Source organism: Ruegeria sp. BJ6 (assembly GCF_056537885.1).
On the sequence record NZ_JBQFSG010000008.1, the window covers coordinates 136,183 to 158,743 of the forward strand.

Annotated in this window: 16 protein-coding genes; 7 read left to right on the forward strand and 9 right to left on the reverse strand. The window is 55.4% G+C overall.

Going from position 1 to position 22,561, the window contains the following annotated elements; all coding sequences use genetic code 11:
- Positions 1–270: 270 nt before the first annotated feature.
- The 3 genes from ACR0D6_RS16450 to ACR0D6_RS16460 are packed head-to-tail and all read right to left on the reverse strand — an operon-like array spanning position 271 to position 8,089.
- Positions 271–1,296 (reverse strand): adenylate/guanylate cyclase domain-containing protein, encoded by a 1,026-nt coding sequence (locus ACR0D6_RS16450; protein ID WP_480766292.1) that lies wholly within the window; start codon positions 1,294–1,296, stop codon positions 271–273.
- Positions 1,289–1,630, reverse strand: a complete 342-nt coding sequence (locus tag ACR0D6_RS16455) for an Hpt domain-containing protein (protein ID WP_480766293.1) — start codon at positions 1,628–1,630, stop codon at positions 1,289–1,291. The genes ACR0D6_RS16450 and ACR0D6_RS16455 overlap by 8 nt, the downstream gene beginning before the upstream one ends.
- A gap of 3 nt (positions 1,631–1,633) precedes the next feature.
- Complete coding sequence (locus tag ACR0D6_RS16460; RefSeq protein WP_480766294.1) at positions 1,634–8,089, reverse strand: GAF domain-containing protein; 6,456 nt, start codon at positions 8,087–8,089, stop codon at positions 1,634–1,636.
- Between the two features lie 305 nt (positions 8,090–8,394).
- On the opposite strand from ACR0D6_RS16460, the gene ACR0D6_RS16465 reads away from it, so the two are divergent.
- The 7 genes from ACR0D6_RS16465 (at position 8,395) to ACR0D6_RS16495 (ending at position 16,061) form a co-directional block, all read left to right on the forward strand.
- Complete coding sequence (locus ACR0D6_RS16465) at positions 8,395–9,228, forward strand: arsenate reductase/protein-tyrosine-phosphatase family protein (RefSeq protein WP_480766295.1); 834 nt, start codon at positions 8,395–8,397, stop codon at positions 9,226–9,228.
- Positions 9,225–10,223 carry an ArsJ-associated glyceraldehyde-3-phosphate dehydrogenase gene (locus ACR0D6_RS16470; protein ID WP_480766296.1) on the forward strand — a complete coding sequence of 333 codons (999 nt, stop codon included), beginning with the start codon at positions 9,225–9,227 and terminating at the stop codon, positions 10,221–10,223. The genes ACR0D6_RS16465 and ACR0D6_RS16470 overlap by 4 nt, the downstream gene beginning before the upstream one ends.
- Positions 10,220–11,485, forward strand: a complete 1,266-nt coding sequence (gene arsJ, locus ACR0D6_RS16475; RefSeq protein WP_480766297.1) for an organoarsenical effux MFS transporter ArsJ — start codon at positions 10,220–10,222, stop codon at positions 11,483–11,485. Before ACR0D6_RS16470 ends, arsJ begins: the two co-directional genes overlap by 4 nt.
- Entirely contained in the window at positions 11,482–12,501 is a 1,020-nt protein-coding gene (gene arsB, locus ACR0D6_RS16480) for an ACR3 family arsenite efflux transporter (RefSeq protein ID WP_480766298.1), read from the forward strand. Before arsJ ends, arsB begins: the two co-directional genes overlap by 4 nt.
- A gap of 780 nt (positions 12,502–13,281) precedes the next feature.
- On the forward strand, positions 13,282–14,721 hold the full coding sequence (locus tag ACR0D6_RS16485) for a glutamine synthetase family protein (protein WP_170653303.1): 1,440 nt from the start codon (positions 13,282–13,284) through the stop codon (positions 14,719–14,721).
- A 92-nt stretch (positions 14,722–14,813) separates the two neighbouring features.
- Entirely contained in the window at positions 14,814–15,638 is an 825-nt protein-coding gene (locus ACR0D6_RS16490; RefSeq protein ID WP_480766299.1) for a 3-methyl-2-oxobutanoate hydroxymethyltransferase, read from the forward strand.
- Between the two features lie 99 nt (positions 15,639–15,737).
- On the forward strand, positions 15,738–16,061 hold the full coding sequence (locus ACR0D6_RS16495) for a 2Fe-2S iron-sulfur cluster-binding protein (protein WP_170653301.1): 324 nt from the start codon (positions 15,738–15,740) through the stop codon (positions 16,059–16,061).
- Here ACR0D6_RS16495 and ACR0D6_RS16500 read toward each other — a convergent pair.
- Genes ACR0D6_RS16500 through ACR0D6_RS16525 form a run of 6 tightly spaced genes read right to left on the reverse strand, consistent with a single transcriptional unit; the run spans position 16,058 to position 22,414 of the window.
- Positions 16,058–17,218: an alpha-hydroxy acid oxidase gene (locus tag ACR0D6_RS16500; RefSeq protein WP_480766300.1), complete on the reverse strand. Its 1,161-nt coding sequence runs from the start codon at positions 17,216–17,218 to the stop codon at positions 16,058–16,060. The two genes, ACR0D6_RS16495 and ACR0D6_RS16500, sit on opposite strands and share 4 nt — an antisense overlap.
- Entirely contained in the window at positions 17,215–18,477 is a 1,263-nt protein-coding gene (locus tag ACR0D6_RS16505) for a M24 family metallopeptidase (RefSeq protein ID WP_480766301.1), read from the reverse strand. Before ACR0D6_RS16505 ends, ACR0D6_RS16500 begins: the two co-directional genes overlap by 4 nt.
- A 5-nt stretch (positions 18,478–18,482) precedes the next feature.
- Positions 18,483–18,794 carry a non-heme iron oxygenase ferredoxin subunit gene (locus ACR0D6_RS16510; protein WP_480766302.1) on the reverse strand — a complete coding sequence of 104 codons (312 nt, stop codon included), beginning with the start codon at positions 18,792–18,794 and terminating at the stop codon, positions 18,483–18,485.
- The gene (locus ACR0D6_RS16515; protein WP_480766303.1) at positions 18,775–19,788 is read right to left on the reverse strand and encodes a fatty acid desaturase; all 1,014 of its coding nucleotides are present in this window, start codon (positions 19,786–19,788) and stop codon (positions 18,775–18,777) included. The genes ACR0D6_RS16510 and ACR0D6_RS16515 overlap by 20 nt, the downstream gene beginning before the upstream one ends.
- 29 nt (positions 19,789–19,817) lie before the next feature.
- Positions 19,818–21,440, reverse strand: a complete 1,623-nt coding sequence (locus tag ACR0D6_RS16520; protein ID WP_480766304.1) for a 5-guanidino-2-oxopentanoate decarboxylase — start codon at positions 21,438–21,440, stop codon at positions 19,818–19,820.
- Positions 21,437–22,414, reverse strand: a complete 978-nt coding sequence (locus tag ACR0D6_RS16525; RefSeq protein ID WP_480766305.1) for a C-terminal binding protein — start codon at positions 22,412–22,414, stop codon at positions 21,437–21,439. The genes ACR0D6_RS16520 and ACR0D6_RS16525 overlap by 4 nt, the downstream gene beginning before the upstream one ends.
- Between the last annotated feature and the right edge of the window lie 147 nt (positions 22,415–22,561).

The following is a 22,561-nucleotide window of genomic DNA, read 5'->3' on the forward strand; positions in this document are numbered from 1 at the left end:
AGGATAGTGTTTTGCCTTTCTCCCGAAATTTAGCCTTCGCTGCGTCTCCAGCGTGCTGCACGTCGCCGGAGAATTGCAAGGACCCAACCTGCTGCCATCGCACCGATTATCGGATGGAGGCTTTGGGCCGCCAATAACTGTGACACAGAGAGTTAGATTTGAATGTTCTCAAGCGGGGGCGAAGGCGTGCCCTTGCTCTGCAATGGGATGTAAGCGGGAACCGCAAATTTTGTGTGAACCACGATCTTGTCCAAAACGTTGCACGATTTGTCACAACGCGTGAATGTCGAACAAATCGGAGAAACCTTTGATCCTGGTTTCACCGAATGTCTCCAATATGTTAGCCCCTTCCAGCAGATCGAAGGTTGCTTGATCAATCAATGTCCGGCTGCCAGTTTTCTGCGTTTCTGCTTCAAGGCGAGCAGCAAGGTTTACGGTCGATCCGATACAAGTATACGTCGCCCGGTTGTCCGTACCGGCATAGCCAGCGACGACTTCGCCAGTTGCGATTCCGATGCCGATCTTTAGGTCACTTTTCCCTTCTGCGCGTCGTTCGAGATTTAGTATCTCAATCATGTTGTGCATTTCTTGTCCTGCGGCCACCGCGCTTTGCGCTGAGTTGGGTAATGGCTGCGGAACGCCGAAAAGTGCCATAAGGCCGTCTCCCAACATCAGGCTGACAATGCCTCCATTGCTGGTGACCGCCTCGAACATCAACGTGTAGAAGGTATTGAGCAGATCAATCGTTTCCTCAGGGGCGAGGTTTTCCGACAATGTCGTGAAGCCTCGAATGTCACAAAAGAGAACCGACGCGTTGGCACGCTTGCCGCCAATGGCAAAGCCCGACTCTTGCAAGTCCTGAGCAACTTCGGTTGTCGCAAAGCGTTCCAGCAGACGTTTTTGTTCGTCCCGAAGTCTTTTCTTTTCAAGGCCACTTGAGACGCGGGCACTAAGAAGCGTCTTGTTGACCGGTTTTGGCAAGTAGTCTTCGGCACCCAGTTCAATACAACGCACAACATTGTCGAGTCCTTCGACAGACGACGTTACAATCACTGGCAGATCCCGTAGCTCGGTGTCCGACTTGATCGCTTCCAGAACCTGAAAACCGTCCATTTCCGGCATCTCGATATCCAATAGAAGCAGGTCAAATGGCTGGCTGGATAGCATTTCCATTGCGACCAGACCGTTTTCCGCAACCGACGCCTGATGGCCCAAAAGCTCCACACTGCGAGACAAAAGCAGGCGGTTCACCTTGTTGTCGTCGACAATGAGTAAATGGCCGGGGGCATCAGTCATCAATCAAGCTCCGTAGGGCCGCGGCGGCAGTATCGAGGGCGACCTCCAGTGCGAGCGCATCCGTAAGATCTCCGGTCACGGGCGGTTCACCGAGTTCAACTTTTTTTGCCTGTTCGGCAAGCGCTGTTGCCCCAAATGTATTGGCATTGGACTTAATGGAATGGGCGGCGCGGCGGTACCTGTCGGCATCTGCCTCGCCTGCTGCCGCTTTCAATTCGGCAATCATGCCGGGGGCTTCGTCAAGAAATGTGCTTACAAGTTCGGCGGCAAAATCTTCACCTGTTGCGTCTTTTAGCTCCAGGAAGATTTCATGATCAATTGGGCTTTCGGTCATGGATCACCTTCTTCTGCCGGGGACATTCAAAAGGGCTTCGATTAGGACAGGTACGCGGATGGGTTTGGTGATGTAATCGTCCATCCCTGCTTCCAGGCACATCTCGCGGTCGCCCTGCATGGCGTTTGCAGTCATCGCAACGATGCGAGGGCGGTTTCCATCGGGGAACGCTTCGTTGATACGGCGGGATGCTTCCAGCCCGTCCATTTCGGGCATCTGTACGTCCATGAAAACGACGTCGTAGGTTTGACGGTCAACACTTTGGACGGCCTCGGCGCCGTTGCTGGCCAGATCAGCGCGATAGCCCATCTGTTCGAGCAGGCGAAGAGCAAGTTTCTGATTCACCAAATTATCCTCGGCCAGCAAAATGCGCAGCGGATGCCGCTTTGCCATATCCGGATCGGTCTGGGGTTTGCCCTGAGATTTTGTCGGCTTTACGCGCACCTTTTCAGTCGCGAACAGAGTGACCAGGGTGTCGAACAGGTGAGATTGGCGCAAAGGTTTGGCGAGATTGGCATCAAACAGCCCATCATCGAGATCCATATCGCGCGGACCAAGCGAGCTGAAAAGAATAAGTGGCAATCCAAGATTCTTGGCGCGTACCTTTTTGGCAAGTTCTTCCCCATCCATTTCCGGCATATGCATGTCGAAGATTGCCAGATCGAACTGGTCCGCATTCTCAAGCATGCGCAGCGCCTCAGAAGGAGTTTCGCAGGTTGTGGTTTGGGTGCCCCATTTCTCGGTTTGAAGGGACAGAATTTTGCGATTGGTGGCATTGTCGTCCACCATCAGTATTCGCTTACCTTCAAGTTCCGGCTGAACGCCAAGCAGATCGCGAGATGATGATTTGACCGATTTTGCAGGTTTGGCCTGAATCTTAAAAATAAAGGTGGAACCGCGTCCCTCGCCATCGCTTTCTGCCCACATGGTTCCGCCCATAAGCTCTGCGAGGCGTTTAGAGATCGCAAGACCAAGGCCGGTGCCACCATATTTGCGGGTGGTTGAACTGTCTGCCTGACTGAAGGATTGAAACAGACGGCTCATGCCCTTTTTGGTAAGCCCAATTCCGGTGTCACGGACCTTGAATGTAAGTTCAAGCGACCCCTGTACCCCGGCTGAGTGTTCAACGGAGAGAACCACTTCGCCGCTTTCGGTGAATTTCACAGCGTTTGAAAGAAGATTCAGCAGAATTTGCCTTAAACGGGTAAGGTCCGTACTGATCGCAGGCGGTAGGGAGTCATCGAATTCATACGCCAAATCGAGCTGTTTCTCGGCTGCTTTGCCGCTGATCAAATCCAGCGCGCTTTCCAGACATTCACGCAAATCGAACGGATGGATTTCGATGTCCATCTGCCCCGCCTCAATTTTTGAGAAATCGAGAATCTCGTTGATGATGCCCAAAAGCGCATCGCCGCTATCGCGGATCGTGTTGGCATAGTCGCTTTGTTCCGCATCCAACTCTGTATCCATCAACAGCCCACTCATCCCGATTACGGCATTCATCGGGGTTCGAATTTCGTGGGACATCGTGGCCAGGAAGGCGCTTTTGGCTTCGTTTGCCTCTTCCGCAGCTTTTCGCGCCTCTTCCGCCTCGCGGAACAATCGCACGTTCTCAATTGCGATCACCGCTTGATCTGCAAACGAATAGGCAAGGTCGATTTCATCCTTGGTGAAAGCACCGGCTGTTTTTCGTGCAAAAACCAATACACCCAGACACACCGCCCCCTTCATCAGGGGCAGCAAGAGTGCGGCACGGATACCATGCCGATCATACGTGATCTGCTCAAACGGTGAGAGGTCGAGTTTGTCCCAATCCGGGAGGTGGAGCATCTTCTTCTCATGCAACACCTGCGCAGGAAAGCTGGACATCGGATCGGGGTCGATCGGAAAACTCTGGTTCCCCTCAAGGGTCGCCGCACCTTCTGCATCGACCCGGGCGAGCACCTCAAAGCGGTTATCCTGCGCAGTCATTGTCGCAACCGTATCGCAGGAGACCAGCCGAACACCCGCTTCTGCAATTGCCTCGAAGACAGGTTTGATGTCGTCAGGGGATTGGCTGATTACTCGCAAAATGTCTGCGCTGGCCGTTTGTCGCGCCAAAGAGGCTTCGGTTTCATTGAACAAGCGGACGTTTTCGAGGGCGATGATAGCCTGATCAGCGAAGGACTCGGCAATGGCGACGTCATCATCACTGAAAGCCTTAGTCGTCTTTCGAATGAATGTCAGGGCACCGAAACAATCCTTCCCACGCATCAGTGGCACCATCAGGGAGGATTTGAACTTTTTCTCGCGCATGATTTTTTGATCGCGCCGAGGTAGCTCGTCGTAGTTCCACTCAGGTATATGCAAAGTCTTGCCGCTTTGGATTGCCCAAGACGGCAAATTGTCTTCCGGATCAATTGGTATCCGCTCTGTCCACGTGATTTCTTGGATACCATCAGGCGTTGCAACGGCGACCTGCCAAATTTCAGTTTTGTTAGCTTGGATGGCGATTGATAGGTCGCAATCGATGAGCATCGTTGCGAGTTCAACAATCTTTTCAAAAATCGGTTTGGTGTCGGTCGGGGACTCTGAAATCACGCGCAGCACGTCCGCACTCGCCGTTTGGCGTGCAAGCGCGGTCTGCGTGTCATTGAAAAGTTGCGAATTCTGAATTGCGATTATCGCTTGGGACGCGAAGGTCTCCAATTGCTTGATCTGCTTCTGGTCAAAAGCCGCGGCATTTCGGCTACCCATGCTGATTGCGCCGATTGTATCACCGTCACGTATCAATGGTACGGAAAGAACAGATCTGTAACCCTCATTGTGAGACCTTAGAACCGGATCATAATTTGGATCTGCCTGCGTATCCTCCACGTAGTCGGCCCGTCCGTGAAGAAGCGCCCTTGCAGTTGCCGTTGATTCCCCAGGTTCAAAAGGATGCGCCTTCAAAAACTCTGCAAAACTGTCGGGCACGTTGTGCCCGGCAAAGAAATGGTATTTCCCGTCTTCGGGCTTCTTAAGAGCCACGAATGCATCCTGTAGACGGCAGATACGGGATGAAACGGCCAGCAACGCCTCCAATACAGGCTCCAGCGCGTCAGGAGATCGGGAAATAACTTCGAGTACCTCGGACGTAGCTGTCTGGTACTTCAACGCCTCTTCGACTTCTGCAGTACGCGTTTGCAATTCTTCGAATAGTTGCGTGTTGTTGATTGCGATTAGAGCCTGAGACGCAAAGGTTTCAAGAAGGCTGATCTGTTTGTCACTAAAAGCCGAGGCCTGCCGGTGCGCCATAACGATGACCCCCAGTGTCAGGCCATCTTTGACAAGCGGGACCCCCAGAGTCGTCAGGTAGTCGCCCATCTCGGCCGCTTCTTTCCACGTGTATGTCGGGTCGTTGCGCGTATCCTCGATATGGACAGTTTTTCCGTGCAAGGCCGCACGTCCGATACACGAGCCTTCCTCAGGAGCAATCGGATTGTCTGACAAGAAGTTCAGGAACGCATCGCTAACATTGTGGGACATGACCACGCGGTAGAGCCCGTCGTCAGCATCGCGCATGGCAAAGAATGCGTATTCCGGGGAACAGATGCGCGAGGAGACCTCTAAGATGGCGTCCAGCACAGGCGGAAGATCATTGGGTGAGCGCGAGATGACATCCAGAACTTCTGAAGTAGCAGTCTGGTATTCAAGCGATTGCACGACTTCTGCGGTACGTTCCTCCACTTCTCGGAAGAGGTTGGCATTGGTAATGGCAATGATGGCTTGGTCTGCGAAAGTTTCCAGTAACTGAATCTGTTTGGTGGAAAATCCCGAAACCTCCGTTGACCCGATCGAAATTACACCAACAACATCTCCGTTCTTGACCAGGGGCACCCCGAGCACTGATCGATACTCACCGACACCGCTTTCTTCAATCCAAGTATAAGAAGAATCCGTTTCAACATCTTCGATATAGATTGTGCGTTTCGACAGAATGGCACGCCCGGTTACACCGCTTTCATTGGGAGAAATAGGATGAGCTTTGACATACTCCGCAAAGGCCGTGTCCTGTGTAAGTATCGAATGAACATGAAAGAGCTGATCGTCGGGGTTCAGCATCGCAACATAAGCATCCTGCAATTCGCAGATACGCGACGCTTCTTTGAGGATAGCGTCGAGAACGGGTGATAACTCGTTTGGTGACGCCGAAATAACCCGCAGCACTTCGGACGTTGAGGTCTGGTATTCCAGTGCTTGCGTTACTTCCGCTGTGCGGTCCTGCACTTCGCGGAACTGACGGACATTCTCCATTGCGATCACGGCTTGAGCCGCGAAGGTATGGACCAGCGCCACGTCGTCATCCGAGAAGGACGCAACTTCGCGGCGATAGAGCACAATCACCCCCAGGCCTAAGCCATTCTTCATCAACGGAACCGCAAGAACCGAACGGGCCCCTTCGATCTCGACCATCTGAACGCGCCTTGGGTCACGGTCCCTGTAATAAAGTGGATCATCGGCAATATCGTCTTGGCGGATAACCTGCCCATCGATCATTGGCTTGATCGCGATCAATTCAGTGCGCGTCAACGGCTCCGAGAAACCTTTGAGCGCCTCATTAAAATCAGTTCTCGCACCAATATTGGCTGGGATCGTTGCAAGCCCTCGATCGTGATCAGCGACACACAAGAAGGCAAGCGGCGCTTTGCACAAGCGGCTGGCATTTTCGAGAATGCTTTGGAAGACAGGCTTGTCATCATCACGGCTACGGCTGATGACTTCGAGGATTTCTCGCGACGCTTTCTCGCGCTCAAGCCGTTCCTGAACTTCACGAAACTGGCGCGTGTTCTCGATGGCAATGACTGCGTGTTTGGCGAATTCTTCAATAAGCTGCACGTCCTGCTCGGCAAACGGGCGCACCTCGCGGCGACTGACCGCGATGGCACCCACCGCCCGATCTCCTTGCATCAAGGGGACTGCAACGCGCGATCGAATGCCCTCGACCTCGACCATCTTGACCGCGATTTCGTCACCCGAGCGGTAGAAATCAGTCTCGACCAAATCGTCCATATGAACGACCTTGCATGTTCGGATCGCGGCGCTCACGGTACCCGATCCCTCAAGCGGCCATTCCTTTCCGATACCGAATTCGATGTTCTGATGTCCCCAATTCGCCGCCAGTCGCACATGGGTTCCTGCGGCATTGACCAAAACAAGAGCCGCCTGATCTGCGTCACATACTCTGGTGGCCTGCTGAAGAACCGAATTGAAAACGCGCGCATCATCATCACGGCTTTTGCTGATTACGGTCAGAATTTCCTGTGTTGCCGTCTGACGTTCCAGCTGCGTGTGCAGCTCAGCCAACTGGCGCGTATTATCCAAGGCAATCACAGCCTGCGCAGCAAAACCTTCAACCAGAGAAATCTCATCAGCCGTAAAGGCGCGTACTTCACGCCGGTAGATGCCAATGACCCCGACCGGATCGCCATCCGCTGACATCAGTGGAACCGTCAGAAAGGAACGAACGCCTTCTTCATCAACCAGCTGGCGGCGCCAGGGATCCCCGTTGACGTAGTGGTCCGTCAGCCGCAAATCTGCATTGTGGATGACACGCGCTTCTCGCACGGACTCGGCGATCTGAAGGTTTGAGTCCAGTGACCAGCGATCTACGCCGACCTTGTAGGTAGCCAATTGATCGCCGAAATGGGCTGCATATTCGAGATGCGTTCCCGCCTCGTTCAAAAGGCTCAATGTGGCGACATCCGTTTCGCAAAGTCTGGCAGTGTTTTCCAAGATCGCCTGAAACACCGGCGCTTCATCTTCCCGAGACCGACTGATCGTCTCCAAGACTTCGCGCGTGGCACCCTCGCGTGCCAGACGGATCTGCAGCTCGCGGAACCGGCGCACATTCTCAATGGCAATCACCGCCTGCGCGGCAAATGTTTCGACGAGCTTGACCTGATCGTCGGTGTAGGGGCGCACTTCGTCCCGTGCCAGCATCAAGCAACCGATTGCGCCACTATCCACCTTTAACGGAACAAACAAGTTGCTGCGGCACCCATGCTTGTCGACAATGAGCTTAAAGCGCTCATCGCCTGATTTATGGAAATGGGTATCCCCCATGTCGACGACGCGCCTTGTCTCGCCACTGAGAATGGTGTCCGTCACGATGGAATTGCCCGGTTCCATCGTGTACTTGCCGTCGGTCCAGAGTTGTTGAATTTCCGGGTGCAGATTAACGCTTGCAACCAGTTGCTGAAGATTGTCCCCTTCTTGCCCGAGGACCAACCCGGCAAAAACGGCATCACAAAGGTCTTTTGCAAGCGTTACAATCAGGTCGCAGACCGGCTGAACATCATCCTTGGCTTCCGAGATGGCTTGCATGACCCGCGCGGTGGCGTCGAACCGCGCCTGCTGATCAGCAGCGCTGAGCCACGAATTTTGCGCGGTTGATGACGTTGAAATTTCCGTCTTTTCTGAAGCCTTCTTTCCACCCACTTGCGCTCAAACTCCCACGCAAACCACTAAAATACATGAGACAGGAGTTTAGAGGGCACATGGTAGAAGTCACTGAGTTTCTTTGCAGCCGGTGTTTCGTGCACTTCGGGCGATACAGGACGGAACTGAATTGCGGCGGTTTTCCAGAAATTGCGAACACCTCAAACTGTGTAGGCAAGAGGCACAAACAAGGGCGTTCCCGCCAATCCAAGCCCAGAGTTTGCGGCACATCCCATCGAGGCGAATTCATCTTACATCTCAGAAACGAGTTGTGCTTAAAATTATAATTTAGTAATTCACGAAATATGGAAATAGAAGTCTCGAATCAACTTGGCATCCTAGGCCACTCTCACCGTCTTGCCGTGTTTCGGATGCTCATGCGGCGATATCCTGATCACGTGCCAGCGGGGGAGCTGGTTTCCGCGTTGGGATTCAAACCCAGCACAATGTCGAACTACCTGAATGCGTTGCAGAGTGCCGGGTTGATCAGACAGCAAAGGTCGGGAACTTCTCTGCTCTACTCGATTGAAATGAAGAATGTGCAGCAGATGCTCGACTTTCTGATCGTGGATTGCTGCCTCGGACGACCTGATCTCTGCATGCCTTTTAACCAAGGAAATGACGCCATGACTGACCGGAAGTTCAACGTGCTATTCATCTGCGTGGGAAATTCCGCCCGCTCGATCTTTGCCGAATCCTTGTTGCGCGAAATCGCCGGGGACCGGTTCAATGTATTTTCGGCCGGGACAAGACCGTTTTCCGAGCTGAATCCGTTTGCCCTTCAGGTGTTGAAAGACAAAGGGCACGACACGTCGGTCCTGCGCTCCAAGAACGTAGCTGAGTTCACGGGGCCGGATGCGCCAGAACTGGATTTCGTATTTACCGTCTGCAACCAGGCGGCGAACGAAGAATGCCCGGCCTGGGAGGGCCAACCGATCAGCGGCCACTGGGGTATGGTTGATCCGGTCAAGGCCGAGGGTAACGATGCTGAGAAAAGCCTCGCCTTCCAGAACGCTTACGGCGCGCTCAAGCGCCGTATCGAAGCCTTTTCTTCACTACCGGTCGAAAGCCTTGACCGGATCGCACTGCAATCCGCCGTTGATGAAATCGGCAAAACCTCTGCTGAAAGTACAACATGACAACATACGCTGTGAACGGCTTGGGCCGGATGGGAAAGCTTGCCCTGAAACCGTTGCTGGAGAAGGGCGCAAAAATTGCCTGGATCAACGACGCCGTGGGTAACGCTGCCATGCAGGCGCACTTGCTGGAGTTTGATACCGTGCACGGTCGTTGGGATGCATCCTTTGAACATGATGAGGATAGTGTCACGATCGACGGCGTGCGTATTCCGTTCATCGGAACCGATGATTTGGCCGAACTGCCACTGGACGGCGTAGATGTGGTTATCGAGTGCACCGGGGCTTTCAAGACCGAAGCCAAATTGGCACCGTATTTTGAAGCCGGCGTGAAAAAGGTCGTCGTGTCCGCGCCGGTCAAGGACGGCCCCACGGCCAATATCGTCTGCGGCGTTAACGAAGATACTTATGATCCCGCCGCACATCGCATTGTTACGGCGGCATCCTGCACGACCAATTGCCTCGCTCCGGTCGTCAAGGTCATTCACGAAAACCTCGGCATCCGCCACGGGTCGATGACCACGATCCATGATGTGACGAACACGCAAACGATCGTGGACAAACCGGCCAAGGACCTGCGCCGCGCCCGCTCGGCTTTGAATTCGTTGATCCCGACCACGACCGGCTCGGCAACAGCCATCACTCTGATTTACCCGGAACTCAAAGGCCGGCTGAACGGCCATGCTGTGCGGGTTCCATTGCTGAACGCATCGTTGACGGATTGCGTTTTTGAGGTCGAGCGTGAGACCACCGTCGAAGAAGTCAACGGTTTCTTAAAAGCTGCCGCCGAAGGAGAGCTGGACGGCATTCTGGGCTATGAGACACGTCCATTGGTATCCACCGATTACACGAATGACGAACGCTCTTCGATCATTGATGCGCCTTCAACCATGGTGGTGAACGGCACACAGGTGAAGATCTATGCCTGGTACGACAATGAAATGGGTTATGCACATCGACTGGTCGATGTTGCCCTGATGGTTGGGGCTTCTCTGTGACCCAAAAACCTGAAGGTCTGTCAGCCTATATCGCGGTAACGGCAGCCTATTGGGCATTTATGTTAACCGACGGGGCGCTCAGGATGTTGGTGCTGTTGCACTTTCATACACTGGGCTTCTCACCGGTGCAGTTGGCCTATCTGTTTGTCCTGTACGAAATCGCTGGCATGGTGACCAACCTTGCAGCCGGTTGGATCGCAGCACGTTTCGGGTTGACGTCGACCCTCTATGCAGGGCTGGGCTTGCAGGTCGTGGCGTTGCTGGCGCTGACCCAGCTTGACCCGAACTGGACCATCGGGGTCTCGGTCGCCTTTGTCATGATTGTTCAGGGGGCCAGTGGGGTCGCCAAGGACTTGGCCAAGATGTCCTCGAAATCGGCGGTGAAACTGTTGGCGCCCACCGATGGTGGGGGTTTGTTTCGCTGGGTCGCCATCCTGACCGGATCAAAGAATGCGGTGAAGGGTCTGGGATTCCTGCTGGGGGCCGCATTGCTGGCTACGCTGGGTTTCAATTGGGCCGTTCTTTTCATGGCGATCGTACTGGCGGCGATCCTGGCGGCTGTCGTGACCTTCATGCCACCCGGCCTGCCCAAAGGGCGCAAGGGCGCAAAATTCTCTGAGGTCTTTTCGAAATCGGCCAATGTGAATTGGCTGTCGGCTGCGCGCGTTTTTCTGTTCGGGGCACGAGACGTTTGGTTCGTGGTTGGCATTCCGATCTATTTCTACGCCGTCCTTTCGGACGGTACAGAAGAAGGAAACCGCGCCGCCTTCTTTATGATCGGCACATTCATGGCCGTCTGGATAATCCTGTACGGCGCGGTTCAAGCCAGCGCACCCAAAATCCTGCGCGCGTCCGAGCGCACCGAGGGCGATCTGATCCGTGTCGCGCGCAGTTGGGCCGCTGCCTTGTTTTGCGTACCCGCCGCTCTGACCATTGCTGTCCTGCTGTCTTCGGGGCCGCAGGCATGGCTGACCATCACTTTGGTCTTTGGTCTTTTGGTCTTTGGGGCGATTTTCGCGGTCAACTCTTCACTGCATTCCTACCTGATCCTGGCTTTCACCAAGTCTGAAAGGGTCACAATGGATGTAGGGTTCTATTACATGGCCAATGCAACGGGCCGATTGGTCGGCACCGTCCTGTCGGGCCTGACCTACCAGATCGGAGGGCTGCCCTTGGTTCTGGGAACTGCGGCAATCATGGTCGCTTTGGCCGCGCTGACATCCGGCAAGATTGCCAAGCAGACTAACGAGGCAATCTCATGAGCATCTTCGGACGCTACCTGACGGTATGGATCGCGCTAGCAATGATTGGTGGCGTGTTGATAGGCCAGGCGGCACCGGGACTGGTTCAATTGATCGCGTCGGCCGAAGTCGCCAGCGTCAATCTGGTGGTGGCACTGCTGATCTGGGCGATGGTTTACCCAATGATGGTTGGTGTCGATTTTGGCGCGGTCGCGGGCGTTGCCCGACAACCCCGCGGCTTGATCATCACGCTTGTCGTCAACTGGCTGATAAAGCCATTCACCATGGCATTTCTGGCCGTACTGTTCTTTGATTATGTTTTTGCGCCCTGGATTCAGCCCGAAGATGCGGCGCAATACACTGCTGGCTTGATATTGCTTGGGGCTGCACCTTGTACCGCAATGGTGTTCGTCTGGTCGCAACTGACAAAAGGGGATGCGACATACACTCTGGTTCAGGTCTCGGTAAACGATCTGATCATGGTCGTAGCTTTCGCACCAATCGTGGCGCTTTTGCTGGGCGTCACAAACATCTCAGTCCCGTGGCAGACGCTTGTTCTTGCAACCGTTCTGTACGTTGTCCTGCCTTTGATTGCTGGCCTGATCACGCGCAAGAAGCTGGGATCGCAAGAGGCGATCGAGGCGTTCTCGGCTCGGGTCAAACCCTGGTCCGTGATTGGCCTGATCACTACGGTTGTGATCCTGTTCGGTCTGCAGGGCCAGACAATTCTGGCCAAGCCTTTGGTGATTGTGCTGATCGCAGTACCCATATTGGTTCAGAGCTATGGGATCTTTGCGCTGGCCTATGGCGCTGCATTTGTTCTGAAAGTTCCACATCGGATCGCCGCCCCCTGCGCCATGATAGGGACATCCAACTTTTTCGAGCTGGCCGTCGCTGTTGCAATCAGCCTGTTCGGCTTGAACTCGGGCGCTGCTTTGGCAACCGTTGTCGGAGTGCTGGTCGAGGTCCCAGTGATGCTGTCGTTAGTGGCCTTTGCAAACAAAACACGCAGCCGGTTTGCGGAGATAGTGCAATAGCCCGGCAAAATACTCGATGACACTCTTGATTTGATATGAGTCCCAAGCCCAACCAGAAAAACGCCGGGAAAAGAGAAGAGCGACAACTAAAGGCAGACCCTCCGGAATAAGAATGCAGCCAAGCGCAACTAATCCTTTCCGTTGGTGGCCAATTAGCTTCTCTGTTCCGCCCAAAACGCCACCGCCTCGCCACCGGATCTTATTGCCATTTCCGCGCCGGTGCTTTCAGAACTAGGGAAGCGTATACACTTGAAGTGACCGCATGAGTTTTGCTCTGGTCACGCTTCGAGGCAAAAGGTGAACAACCTGACAATGCCTGCCGACCGTCGTTCACCCGCAGGCGGCGCGAGCGTCGATGGTCATGAGTTTGCAGCAGATTCTCCAATCTTGACTCCTTGCAAGCAAAGTTGCGAAAATCGTAGCGCAGTAAGAATACTGCAATTGAAATGCGGATACATTTCGTCAATATTAACGAATGCGTAAAATAGTTGTGGACAATATCAATAATTCGCAGTTCACTCTTCTGCATGGAATCACGAAACGCGGTGCGGACATTTCAAAAAGGTCAACCTGCAAGACAGTAACAGCGTGCAATATGGCGCGTGCTTTGAAATCGAAAACAGCCGGCTTCCAGCAGGAAGGTCGCCGGTGTTGATCCGGATGATTTTGTAGCTGGCTGATGGTCCGCTGCAGGCCGCTGACGGCAAAATTGCCGATAAAACATTAGACCGCCGTTTCTGGAACTTGAAACGAGGCGGCGCGCTGACAGGAGGAAGCCCAGTGCCTAAGGACAATGCAAACAGCAAGATCTATTACGAGAGCTTTCAGGACGCGGTTGAACGCAACCGCCCCAAAATTCCCGCCGTCAAAAAGCGGCTGGAAGAGGCTGGCGTCAAATATGTGATGGGCGCCTGGATCGACCTGCATGGTATCCCCAAGACCAAACCCGTCCCGATGAGCGATTTCGAACAGCTGTGCCTTGGCAAAGGCCCGCAATTCGCTGTGCACTCGATCTCTTTCGTGCCGGAACTCAGCCCCGCCGACAGCGATCAGGTCGTGGTTCCGGATCTGGATGCAGTTTATATCTGCCCCTGGGATAACACGCTGGCGATCATCTTCTCGGATCTGTACTGGGAAGACGCGCCCTACAATGTTTGCCCGCGCCAGGCGCTGAAGCGTGCGATGCACGAGGCCGCGCAGGAGGGATATACCGGGTACGCCGGGGTCGAGCCCGAGTTCATCGTCATGAAATATGACGAGAACGGCCAGCCGGTGAAGGCGTTCGATGACGATCCCGCAGACGGCCTGCGCCCGCGCCGCCAGGCCTTTGGCTATGACGTGGAATATTCGGTCGACTCGATGCCTTATCTCAAGGACATGATCGACATCATCGAAGACCTGGGCTGGAACCTGCATGACGTGGTGGCCGAGGGCGCCTATTCCCAGTTCGAGCTGGATTTCCACTATACCAACATGCTGGAGATGTCGGACCGTCTGGCCTTCCTGCGCATCGTGCTGAAAGAGGTTGCCAAGAAGCACGGCATGTTCGTCACCTTCATGCCCAAACCCACGGTGGGCGACTGGCGCTCGGGTGCGCATATCAACATGTCGATGCAGCACGAAAGCCGCCCCGGCGAGAACATCTTTGAGACACCGGATGGCGAATGGTCGGATGAAAGCCGTTATGCCGTTGGCGGCCTGATGCAGCACGCCGAGGCGATCACTGCGATCACCTGCCCGACGGTGAACTCGTATAACGGGCTGGTCCCGCGCGTGGGCGGGTTCGAAGGCGGCACCGTGACCTGGGCGCCGACCAACATCACCTACGGGTTCAACAACCGGTCCGCACAGTTCCGCCTGCCGCAGAGCCGTCACTGCATCGAAAACCGCGCCTGCGACATGACGATGAACGTGTATCTGGCGATGGCGATGCATCTGACCTGCGCGGTTCAGGGGATCAAGAACAAGATCGACCCGGGTAAACCCACGGATTTCGACCTGTATTCCAAGACCGAATCCGAGCTGACCGAGCTGGGCATTCGCCGTCTGCCGCGCACGCTGTTCAACGCAATCGAGGCGCTGCGCCATGACAAGATGGCCGAACACGTGATGGGCCCGGTCATGCGCAAGTCCTACCTCGAATACAAAAATGACGAGTGGGAACGATACCACCAGTCAGTCACAGACTGGGAAGTCCAGGAATATCTGAGACTGTATTGATGAACCAAAAGCAGGGCGATCAGCCGGCCATGGTCGCCCCGCTGAAATTACCAATAGCATCAACAATCTACAGATCATCTGAGACTACGACGATGAAGAGCATCTATACGTTCAACGGAACACCTGCGAAGCGTAATTTCACAGTCGCCGACCTGCGTGCACGCAAAGGTTCCAAAGACAAATTGACGATGGTCAACCCGTCCAGCCCGGAAGAAGCGCGGGCAGCGGTTGAAGCCGGTATCGATCTGTTCACCCTTTGGGATGAACAAGTGGAAATGGTGCGCCAGGTCGCCCCGACCACATTTGCCGGTTCCGGTATGGGGTGGGAGCAACACGCCACCAATGACGACATTCTGCGGGCCGGTATCGCATCGATGGAACGGGGCGCGGATTTCTTCTACACGAACCGCAGCTACGATGCCGTTGAGCTATTGGCCAAGAATGGAATTCCCGTCCAAGCGCATATGGGATTGATTCCACGATTGTCGACATGGGTTGGCGGCCTTCGAGCCATTGGAAAAACGGCTGAAGAGGCGATGGAGCTACATCGCACATTCAAGCGTTTGGAAGATGCAGGGTGTTTTGCCGTCGAGATTGAATGCGTCGCCGAAGAGGCGTTGCTGGCCCTGAACGAGAAAACCAGTATCGTTACCTGTTCTCTGGGATCGGGTTATGCCGGTGATATCATTTTCCTCTTCTTGCACGATATCTGCGGCGAGGCTCCGAATAATCCAAAACATGCAAGGGCGTTCGGTGATGTGGGTCGGTTGCACCGGCAGATCTATAGCGAACGGGTAGAGGCAATGGTCAAATTCCGGGATGCCATCAACGAGGGCTCGTTCCCGGGCCCCAAAGAGACGGTGCATATGTCGAAAGAGGAGAACGAGAAGCTTCTCGAAGCATTGGACAAGCTCTGACAGGTGACCGCGATGGGGGTTCCGCCCCGATCCCGCAGAAATCGAAATACTCGCCTTGGAAACCAAACCTGCAACTGCTTACAGGGAGATCTAACGAAGATGGCAACGATTACCTACGTCGAGCATGGCGGTACCGCTCATGTTGTCGAGGTTCAAAACGGTCTGACCGTGATGGAAGGCGCAAGAGACAATAACCTGCCGGGCATTGATGCCGATTGCGGCGGTGCATGCGCATGTTCGACATGCCACGTCTATGTGGATGCGGCTTGGGTCGAAAAGCTGCCGGGCAAAGATGACATGGAAGACGACATGCTTGATTTTGCATTTGAACCAGATCCGGCGCGGTCGCGTCTGACTTGTCAGATCACAGTATCAGATGCCTTGGACGGTTTGGTTGTTCACCTGCCCGAGAAGCAGATTTAAGTCGGCGCTGTTGACAAGAATTGAGGCAGATCGCGCGGGGTCGGGCATCCGATCTGCCTCAGAGCCGTTTTGAATTCAGCGAGAAAAACGTCAAAGACGTGGTCTGCACCTTCAGGCCCAAGCACAGCGACCCCTGCATAGAATGGACGTCCGGTGCAAACGAAGTCGGCCCCAAGCGCAATCAGGCGACAAATATCCAGACCAGAGCGGATCCCGCCTTCGGCCAAAATCGGAAATTCGGGTCCTAACTGCTTGCGCATTTCAGGCAAAACGTCGACCGGAGTAGGTGCCGCGTCGTATTGCCGGCCACCATGGTTGGACACCACCACGCCATCGCACCCCATGTCGCGCAGCTTAGCGGCTTCGGTCGGAGACAAAACGCCTTTCGCCACAAGTTTACCGGGCCAGCGGTCCCTTACAGCGCGCAGGCGGTCGGCAGTAACTGGCGTCGACAGGCTTGCGATCACATCGGCGGCGTTCTGGCCATCGCGGCCGATATAAGGACGCAGGTTGGCGAAATCCATCATGCCGTGGCGCAGGACGTGGTGTAGATTGGCCCAGCACCAGATGGGGTTCAGTGCCATCTGCCACAGTTTGGGTAAATCAAAACGGAACGGAAACTCTAAAGCGTTGCGTAGATCGTGGGCGCGTCGGGCGGGTGTCGGCACATCCATCGTGACCAGCAGAACGTCGTATCCGGCAGCTTCGGCGCGGCTTAACAGGTCATACGTGATCTCGTCCCGGGATGACACGTATAGCTGAAACCAGGCTGCTGGCCCTGCGATCTGCCGCAGCTTTTCCAGCGTTGCAGCGGTATATGTCGACCCCGTAAAGGCGAGCCCAGCCCGCGCAGCGGCGGATGCCAGGTAGGACCCGGCCCGCGGCCAGGCAATTTCGCCCCCGCCAACCGGAGAGACACCAAACGGCGCGGCATATCGCTGGCCGAACAGGGTGCAGGATAGGTCTGGGCCTTCGGCGTCATGAATACTGCGCGGTGTCAGAGTGATCTCAGACAATCCTGCCCGATTCCGGGCCATCGTTGCATTGTCATCGACGCCTTCGAAAATGAAGTCTCGGGCTAATCCCGGCAAGCGTTGTTTCGCCCGCCTTTCAAGATCCTCAATGCGGGGAAAGCGTAGATGCAGTTTCGATGTCAAATCTCGCGACCAAGCAGGTTGGATTCGAATGGGAACTTGGACAACAGTTCATACCCGCCCTCGGTGATCAGAACCTGCTCTTCCAGTTTCACACCTTCAGCCCCTCCGACTTCTCCTACATAGCTTTCAACGCACATCGCCATGCCGGGCACAAGCACGCCGTCATAGGCCAGAGCTTTGTCCTGCGGGTAGTAGATGCACGGCCATTCATCGGACATCCCGATACCATGGGCCAAAACCGCATAGTGTTGATCCTGGAATTGTTTGGGCTGTTTGAACCCTTTCTCCATGACTTCACGGAACGACATGCCCGGTTTCATCAGTTCCAGATTATACTGAATTTCATCGTAGGCACGGTTGTAAAGTTCGCGTTGATAATCGCTTGGCCGACCCGAGCCACAGAACAGCGTGCGCGATACATCTGCTGAATATCCGAAGGGGCCGACCATATCCGTGTCGAATGCCACCAGCTCTCCCGGGCGGATGATGCGCCCCGAGGCTTCCTGCAGCCATGGGTTTGTTCGATCGCCTGCCGCCAGCAAGCGCCCTTCGATCCAATCACCACCGGCCTCGACATTGGCTTTCCAAAGATGCGACCACAGTTCGATCTCGGTGATGCCGGGGCGCAAAGCCTCGCGCATGCGCCACATGCCGTCTTCGGCCACCGCGATGGCGTAATTCATGCACAGGACTTCTTCGATGGATTTGATGGCGCGGGCTGGTTCGACCACCTTGTGCGCATGAACGACTTCCAGCCCTTTGTTCGCAAATAACGCCGCAACCTGCGGTACGGGGCTTTCCACACCCAGACGAGTGCTGCCGCCGCCATGGCGCTGCATCAGAGCAGTAATCTGATTGACCCAACGGTCGATCATTTCGTCCATGCGCTGACCGGCAAACATAAAGCTGATCTGGATCGCCTCATCGCCCAACTCATCAATAGTTTCCAACCCCTGAGCGATCTTCTTGCCGGTTTCGCCATCGAAATAGACTGTCGGACCTTCAGCGGGTACGAACAGATAGCTGAGCGGGATGTGGCTTTGCATGATGCCGGCATCGCGCATGCCGGTAGCGTAGCGGATCGAATAGACCGAGGTCAGGACGCAGCCGCCCATGTCCTGTCGTTTCATCTCTTCCCGCAGCCGTTGTAGGCGATAGGCCCGCATCTTGGGTAGGTCGATCATTTCCAGCGTGTCGGTCATGCCGACAACCGGCGTAACCCGCGCGGCCTGCGCCAGTGTCATATCCGCATAGCGCATAAGCGTCAGACCTTTACAAAAACGCGCCCGTTTTCGACGCGGGTTTCATAGGTGCACAAATCTTGAACCGCAGGCGCGCTGAGCGCCTTTCCCGTGCGAACACAAAACCGACCTTGATGGAGGGGGCATTCGATTACCCCATCCATGACCAGCCCATCGCCCAGTGATTCATCTTCGTGGGTGCACATGCCGTCCGTGGCAAAGAAACCTTCGGGCGTGTTGTAAATGGCCAGAAGTTTGCCCCCGACATCCAGAGTGATCAAATCCTCGTCGTCAATGTCGCCTGTTGCACAGGCATCATGCCATTGCTGTGTCATTTTCTTCCTTTGCTAAGTCGTCCGAGAAGGCCTGACGGATTATCTTTGACCGGTCATCGCGCCCCAGCGAGCGTCGGATGGCAATTTTAAGAACCTCCCAATGAGTGCTCAGGAAACCGGCATCGGGTTCGGGCAATTGATCGGTGAGTGCCTCACTCAGGTCCGGCAGCGCATGGAACGGCACCGTTGGATACAGGTGATGCTCGATATGGTTGTTCATGTTGAAATACAGGAATTGAAAGAACCAGTTGGTGCGGAACGAGCGAGTCGATTGCACGATATTGGGCTGATTTTCGGCCATTTCCACATGCTGCATCAGGATGAATGCGTTCATGATCGGTCCGCCCAGAACGCGCGGGATCACGATCAGCCACAGGGGCCACAGCCAGCCAAGCCAAATGCTGATTGCGGCAAGGCCCAGATAGATCGTGACGCAGATCTGCGTATTGCGCTGCATTCTTGGCAGCTCGCTTTTCGGTGTGACGCGTTTGACGTTCTCCGAGAAGATACCGAAAGAATGCAGCACAAACATTTTCGTCTGATGCCAGTACAGCCCCAGCCCCAGGATTTCCTCGATCCATCCCCAAAAAGTCAGCGGGATCGGGGCATAAGGCATCTGGTTGTCTGCGCCCTCGATCCAGGTGTGGGTGTGGTGGCTGGCATGGGAGTAGCGACGGTGCAGCGGTTCCTCATAATAGAGCAGCGAGGTGAACCAGAATACCAGCTCGTTCAGCCAACGGGTCCGAAAGGCGGTGCCGTGTGCGCATTCATGGGACAATGCATAGGCTGACACCGCGAAGAACCCGGAATAAATCAACAGCGCCGGAACCATCCACCAAGTGCCTACGGAGAGCATCACCAAAGTGCCGGTAATCACCAACAGGCCAAGCCAGCACCCAAGATAAATCAGCCCTGGCCGGTCACTGCGCCGCATGAGCTGCTTGAGCTCTTTCTTGTCCATGTGGATGTTGGATGTCTTTGCATTGGTAATCATGACATAGCCCAATTCCAGGGCCTGGCTGCTTATTGCAGCCAGGCGTCTTTCTCGTCGATTTCGATGATGGTTGGACCATTTGCCTGCAGCGCGAATTCCAGCGCCTCGCGCAGCTCTTCGGCGCTCTGCGGACGGCGACCATGGGCGCCAAAGGCTTCGGCGATTTTCTTGAACTCGGGGTTGTAGATGGTGCAGCCGATGGTGGGCAGGCCCTTGCTGTCCATATATTCCCGGATTTCCTGATAGCCGTCGTTGGACCAGACGATTATCGGCATCGACAGCTTTTGCTCGACCGCCGCGGCCAATTCTTCGCAGGTCATTTGGAACGAACCGTCACCGGTGATGCAGGCCACAGGTTTGTCGCCTGCGCCGACCTTCATGCCGATGGCGACCGGCACGCCAAACCCCATCGCTGCATAGCCGTTTGGGAAGTGAAACAGGTTCGGGAGTTTCATCGGATAGTGATATAGCCCGGTATAGCAGACCTGAGACGCATCGGCGCTGATGATCGTATCCTCGGGCAGGACGTCGTGAATGATTTCCAGCGCCTTTTTGTGCTTGGGGGATTCCTTGCACAGATCTCCGCTGAATTTGGCCTTGGTCTCGACCACCAGATCGGCGGCGGGTTGGTCGTTCTGCGGGCCGTTGTGGTTTTCCAGCGCCTTCAGAATGGCCGAAACCGCCAGCTTTGAATCGCTCAGCAGGGCAGCGGCGGGTTTCGAATAGTGCATGATCTGGCCCGGATCGATATCGATGCGGATCAGTTGCCCGTTGATCGGGTAATCCTCGGTGAAATACCGATCGGGTTCGGCAAATTCGGTGCCGATGGCCAATACCGCATCTGCATCTCGCAACAAGTCTCGCACCGGATCGAACGCCTGAGTGAAGCCCAGACACAGCGGGTGATCCTCGGGGATCACACCTTTGCCCGCGCAGGAGTTGATGACGGGCGCGTCCAGCCGTTCGGCCAATTCCAGCACCTCTTGTGAGGCTGGGATAGCACCGCCACCCACCACGATTATGGTGGATTTGCTGCCGGACAGCATCCCGGCAATCTTATCGACCTCGGTCGGGTCGGGGCCGGGTTTTGGGGCAGGGGGCCAAGCTTCGATTTCGAAACTCGCGGGGCCAGCAAGAATGTCCTGCGGGATCTGGATGCAGACCGGACGCGGGCGCTGGCCGGAAAAGACAGCAAAGGCGCGGGCCAGAACTTCGGGCAGGTTGCGTGCGTCCAGCAATGTGTGGGTGAACGCCGTGACCTGATCCAGAATGTCGGATTGCGAGCGCAACTCGTGCATCCGGCCGCCATTCATACCCAGCTCGTGCACGTTGTTCATGGTAGTGAAGATCAGCATCGGTATCGAGTTTGAATAGGCTTCACCAATCGCCGTGGTTCCGTTGGTGACACCAGCACCCGTGACCAGAAAACACACGCCGGGCTTGCCGGTGGCGGCGGCATAGCCATAGGCGCCATAGGCCGAACCCTGTTCGTGCCGGGGGGTGACCTGACGGATGCCCATCTTGTCGAAATTCCGGTAGAACTCGACTGTGTGATAGCCGGGAATGCCAAAGGCGGTATCGACACCATAGGCTTTGAGCAGATGCAGAAGGCCCTCGCCACAGGTCATGGCGGATGTATCTAGATCTTTCATGGCTGTTTTGTCCCTTCGACGACAAAGTGGTCCGGTCGACCGGAGTTGGCATAAGTGATCACGTTTTTGATCGCGCGCGAGCGGCCTTCCTCATCGGCCTCGACCGAGTAATAGGCGGCATGCGGTGACACCACGGTGCGCGGGTGGTGCAGCAGGGGGTCATTTGGATCAGGTGGCTCGACCTCGAACACGTCCAGCCCGGCACCGCCGACCTGACCACTGTCCAGAGCAGCGAGCAAAGCGTCGGAGTCAATCAGAGCGCCCCGCGAAGCATTGACGATGAAACTGCCGCGTTGCATCCGCCCCAGCAGATCAGCGTTTACGATATGCCTGGTTTCGGCCGTGAGTGGTGAGTGCAGCGATACGACGTTGGACCGTTCAAACAGCGCTTCTTTGGTCTCGACCCGCTCGATCCAGTCCGGGAATGCTTCGGCGGGCATATAGGGGTCATAGGCAATCACCTTGCCAAAACTGGGGGCAGCGCTGCGTGCGGCCTGCTGGCCAATGCGCCCACACCCCAGCAGACCGAAGGTCATGTCGTGCGTGCGGTGCAGAACGCCCGGCTCTTCATAATCCCAGCGCCTTTCGCGGACCGAACGATCATAGAAGGGCAGGTGGCGAACCAGAGACAGCGCCATGGCGGCGGCGTGTACGCCAACTTCGGACACCCATGCGTCGGGGATATGCGCAATCCAGACACCGTGCCGCTTGGCCGCTTCTGTATCAATGGCATCGACCCCGACCAGCGGGACGCTGACGACTTTCAGATCGGGTAGGGCAGAGAACACGGCCTCGCCAATCGGCGCATATAGCGACACGATGGCATCAGCGCCGGTTTCCTTGACCAAATCGATAACCTCTTGTTCCGAGGTGCAATGGGGATCGGCCACCGCCATCTCGAACCCCGCGTCGTTGATAAGGGCGGTTTCCAGATCGAGGTCGGGTTGCACGAAATCAGTAAAGGCGATCTTCACACCTGGGTCTCCTTGCTGAGCCTTGGGTAAGCCCGGCACAGCCCCTGCTGTCCGGTGACTCGATAAAGGAGTTTTGAAGTCATCTTTTCAAACGACTAATTTCTGGCCATGATGCGACGAAATGGAATGGTAGCGTTGAGACTAAAT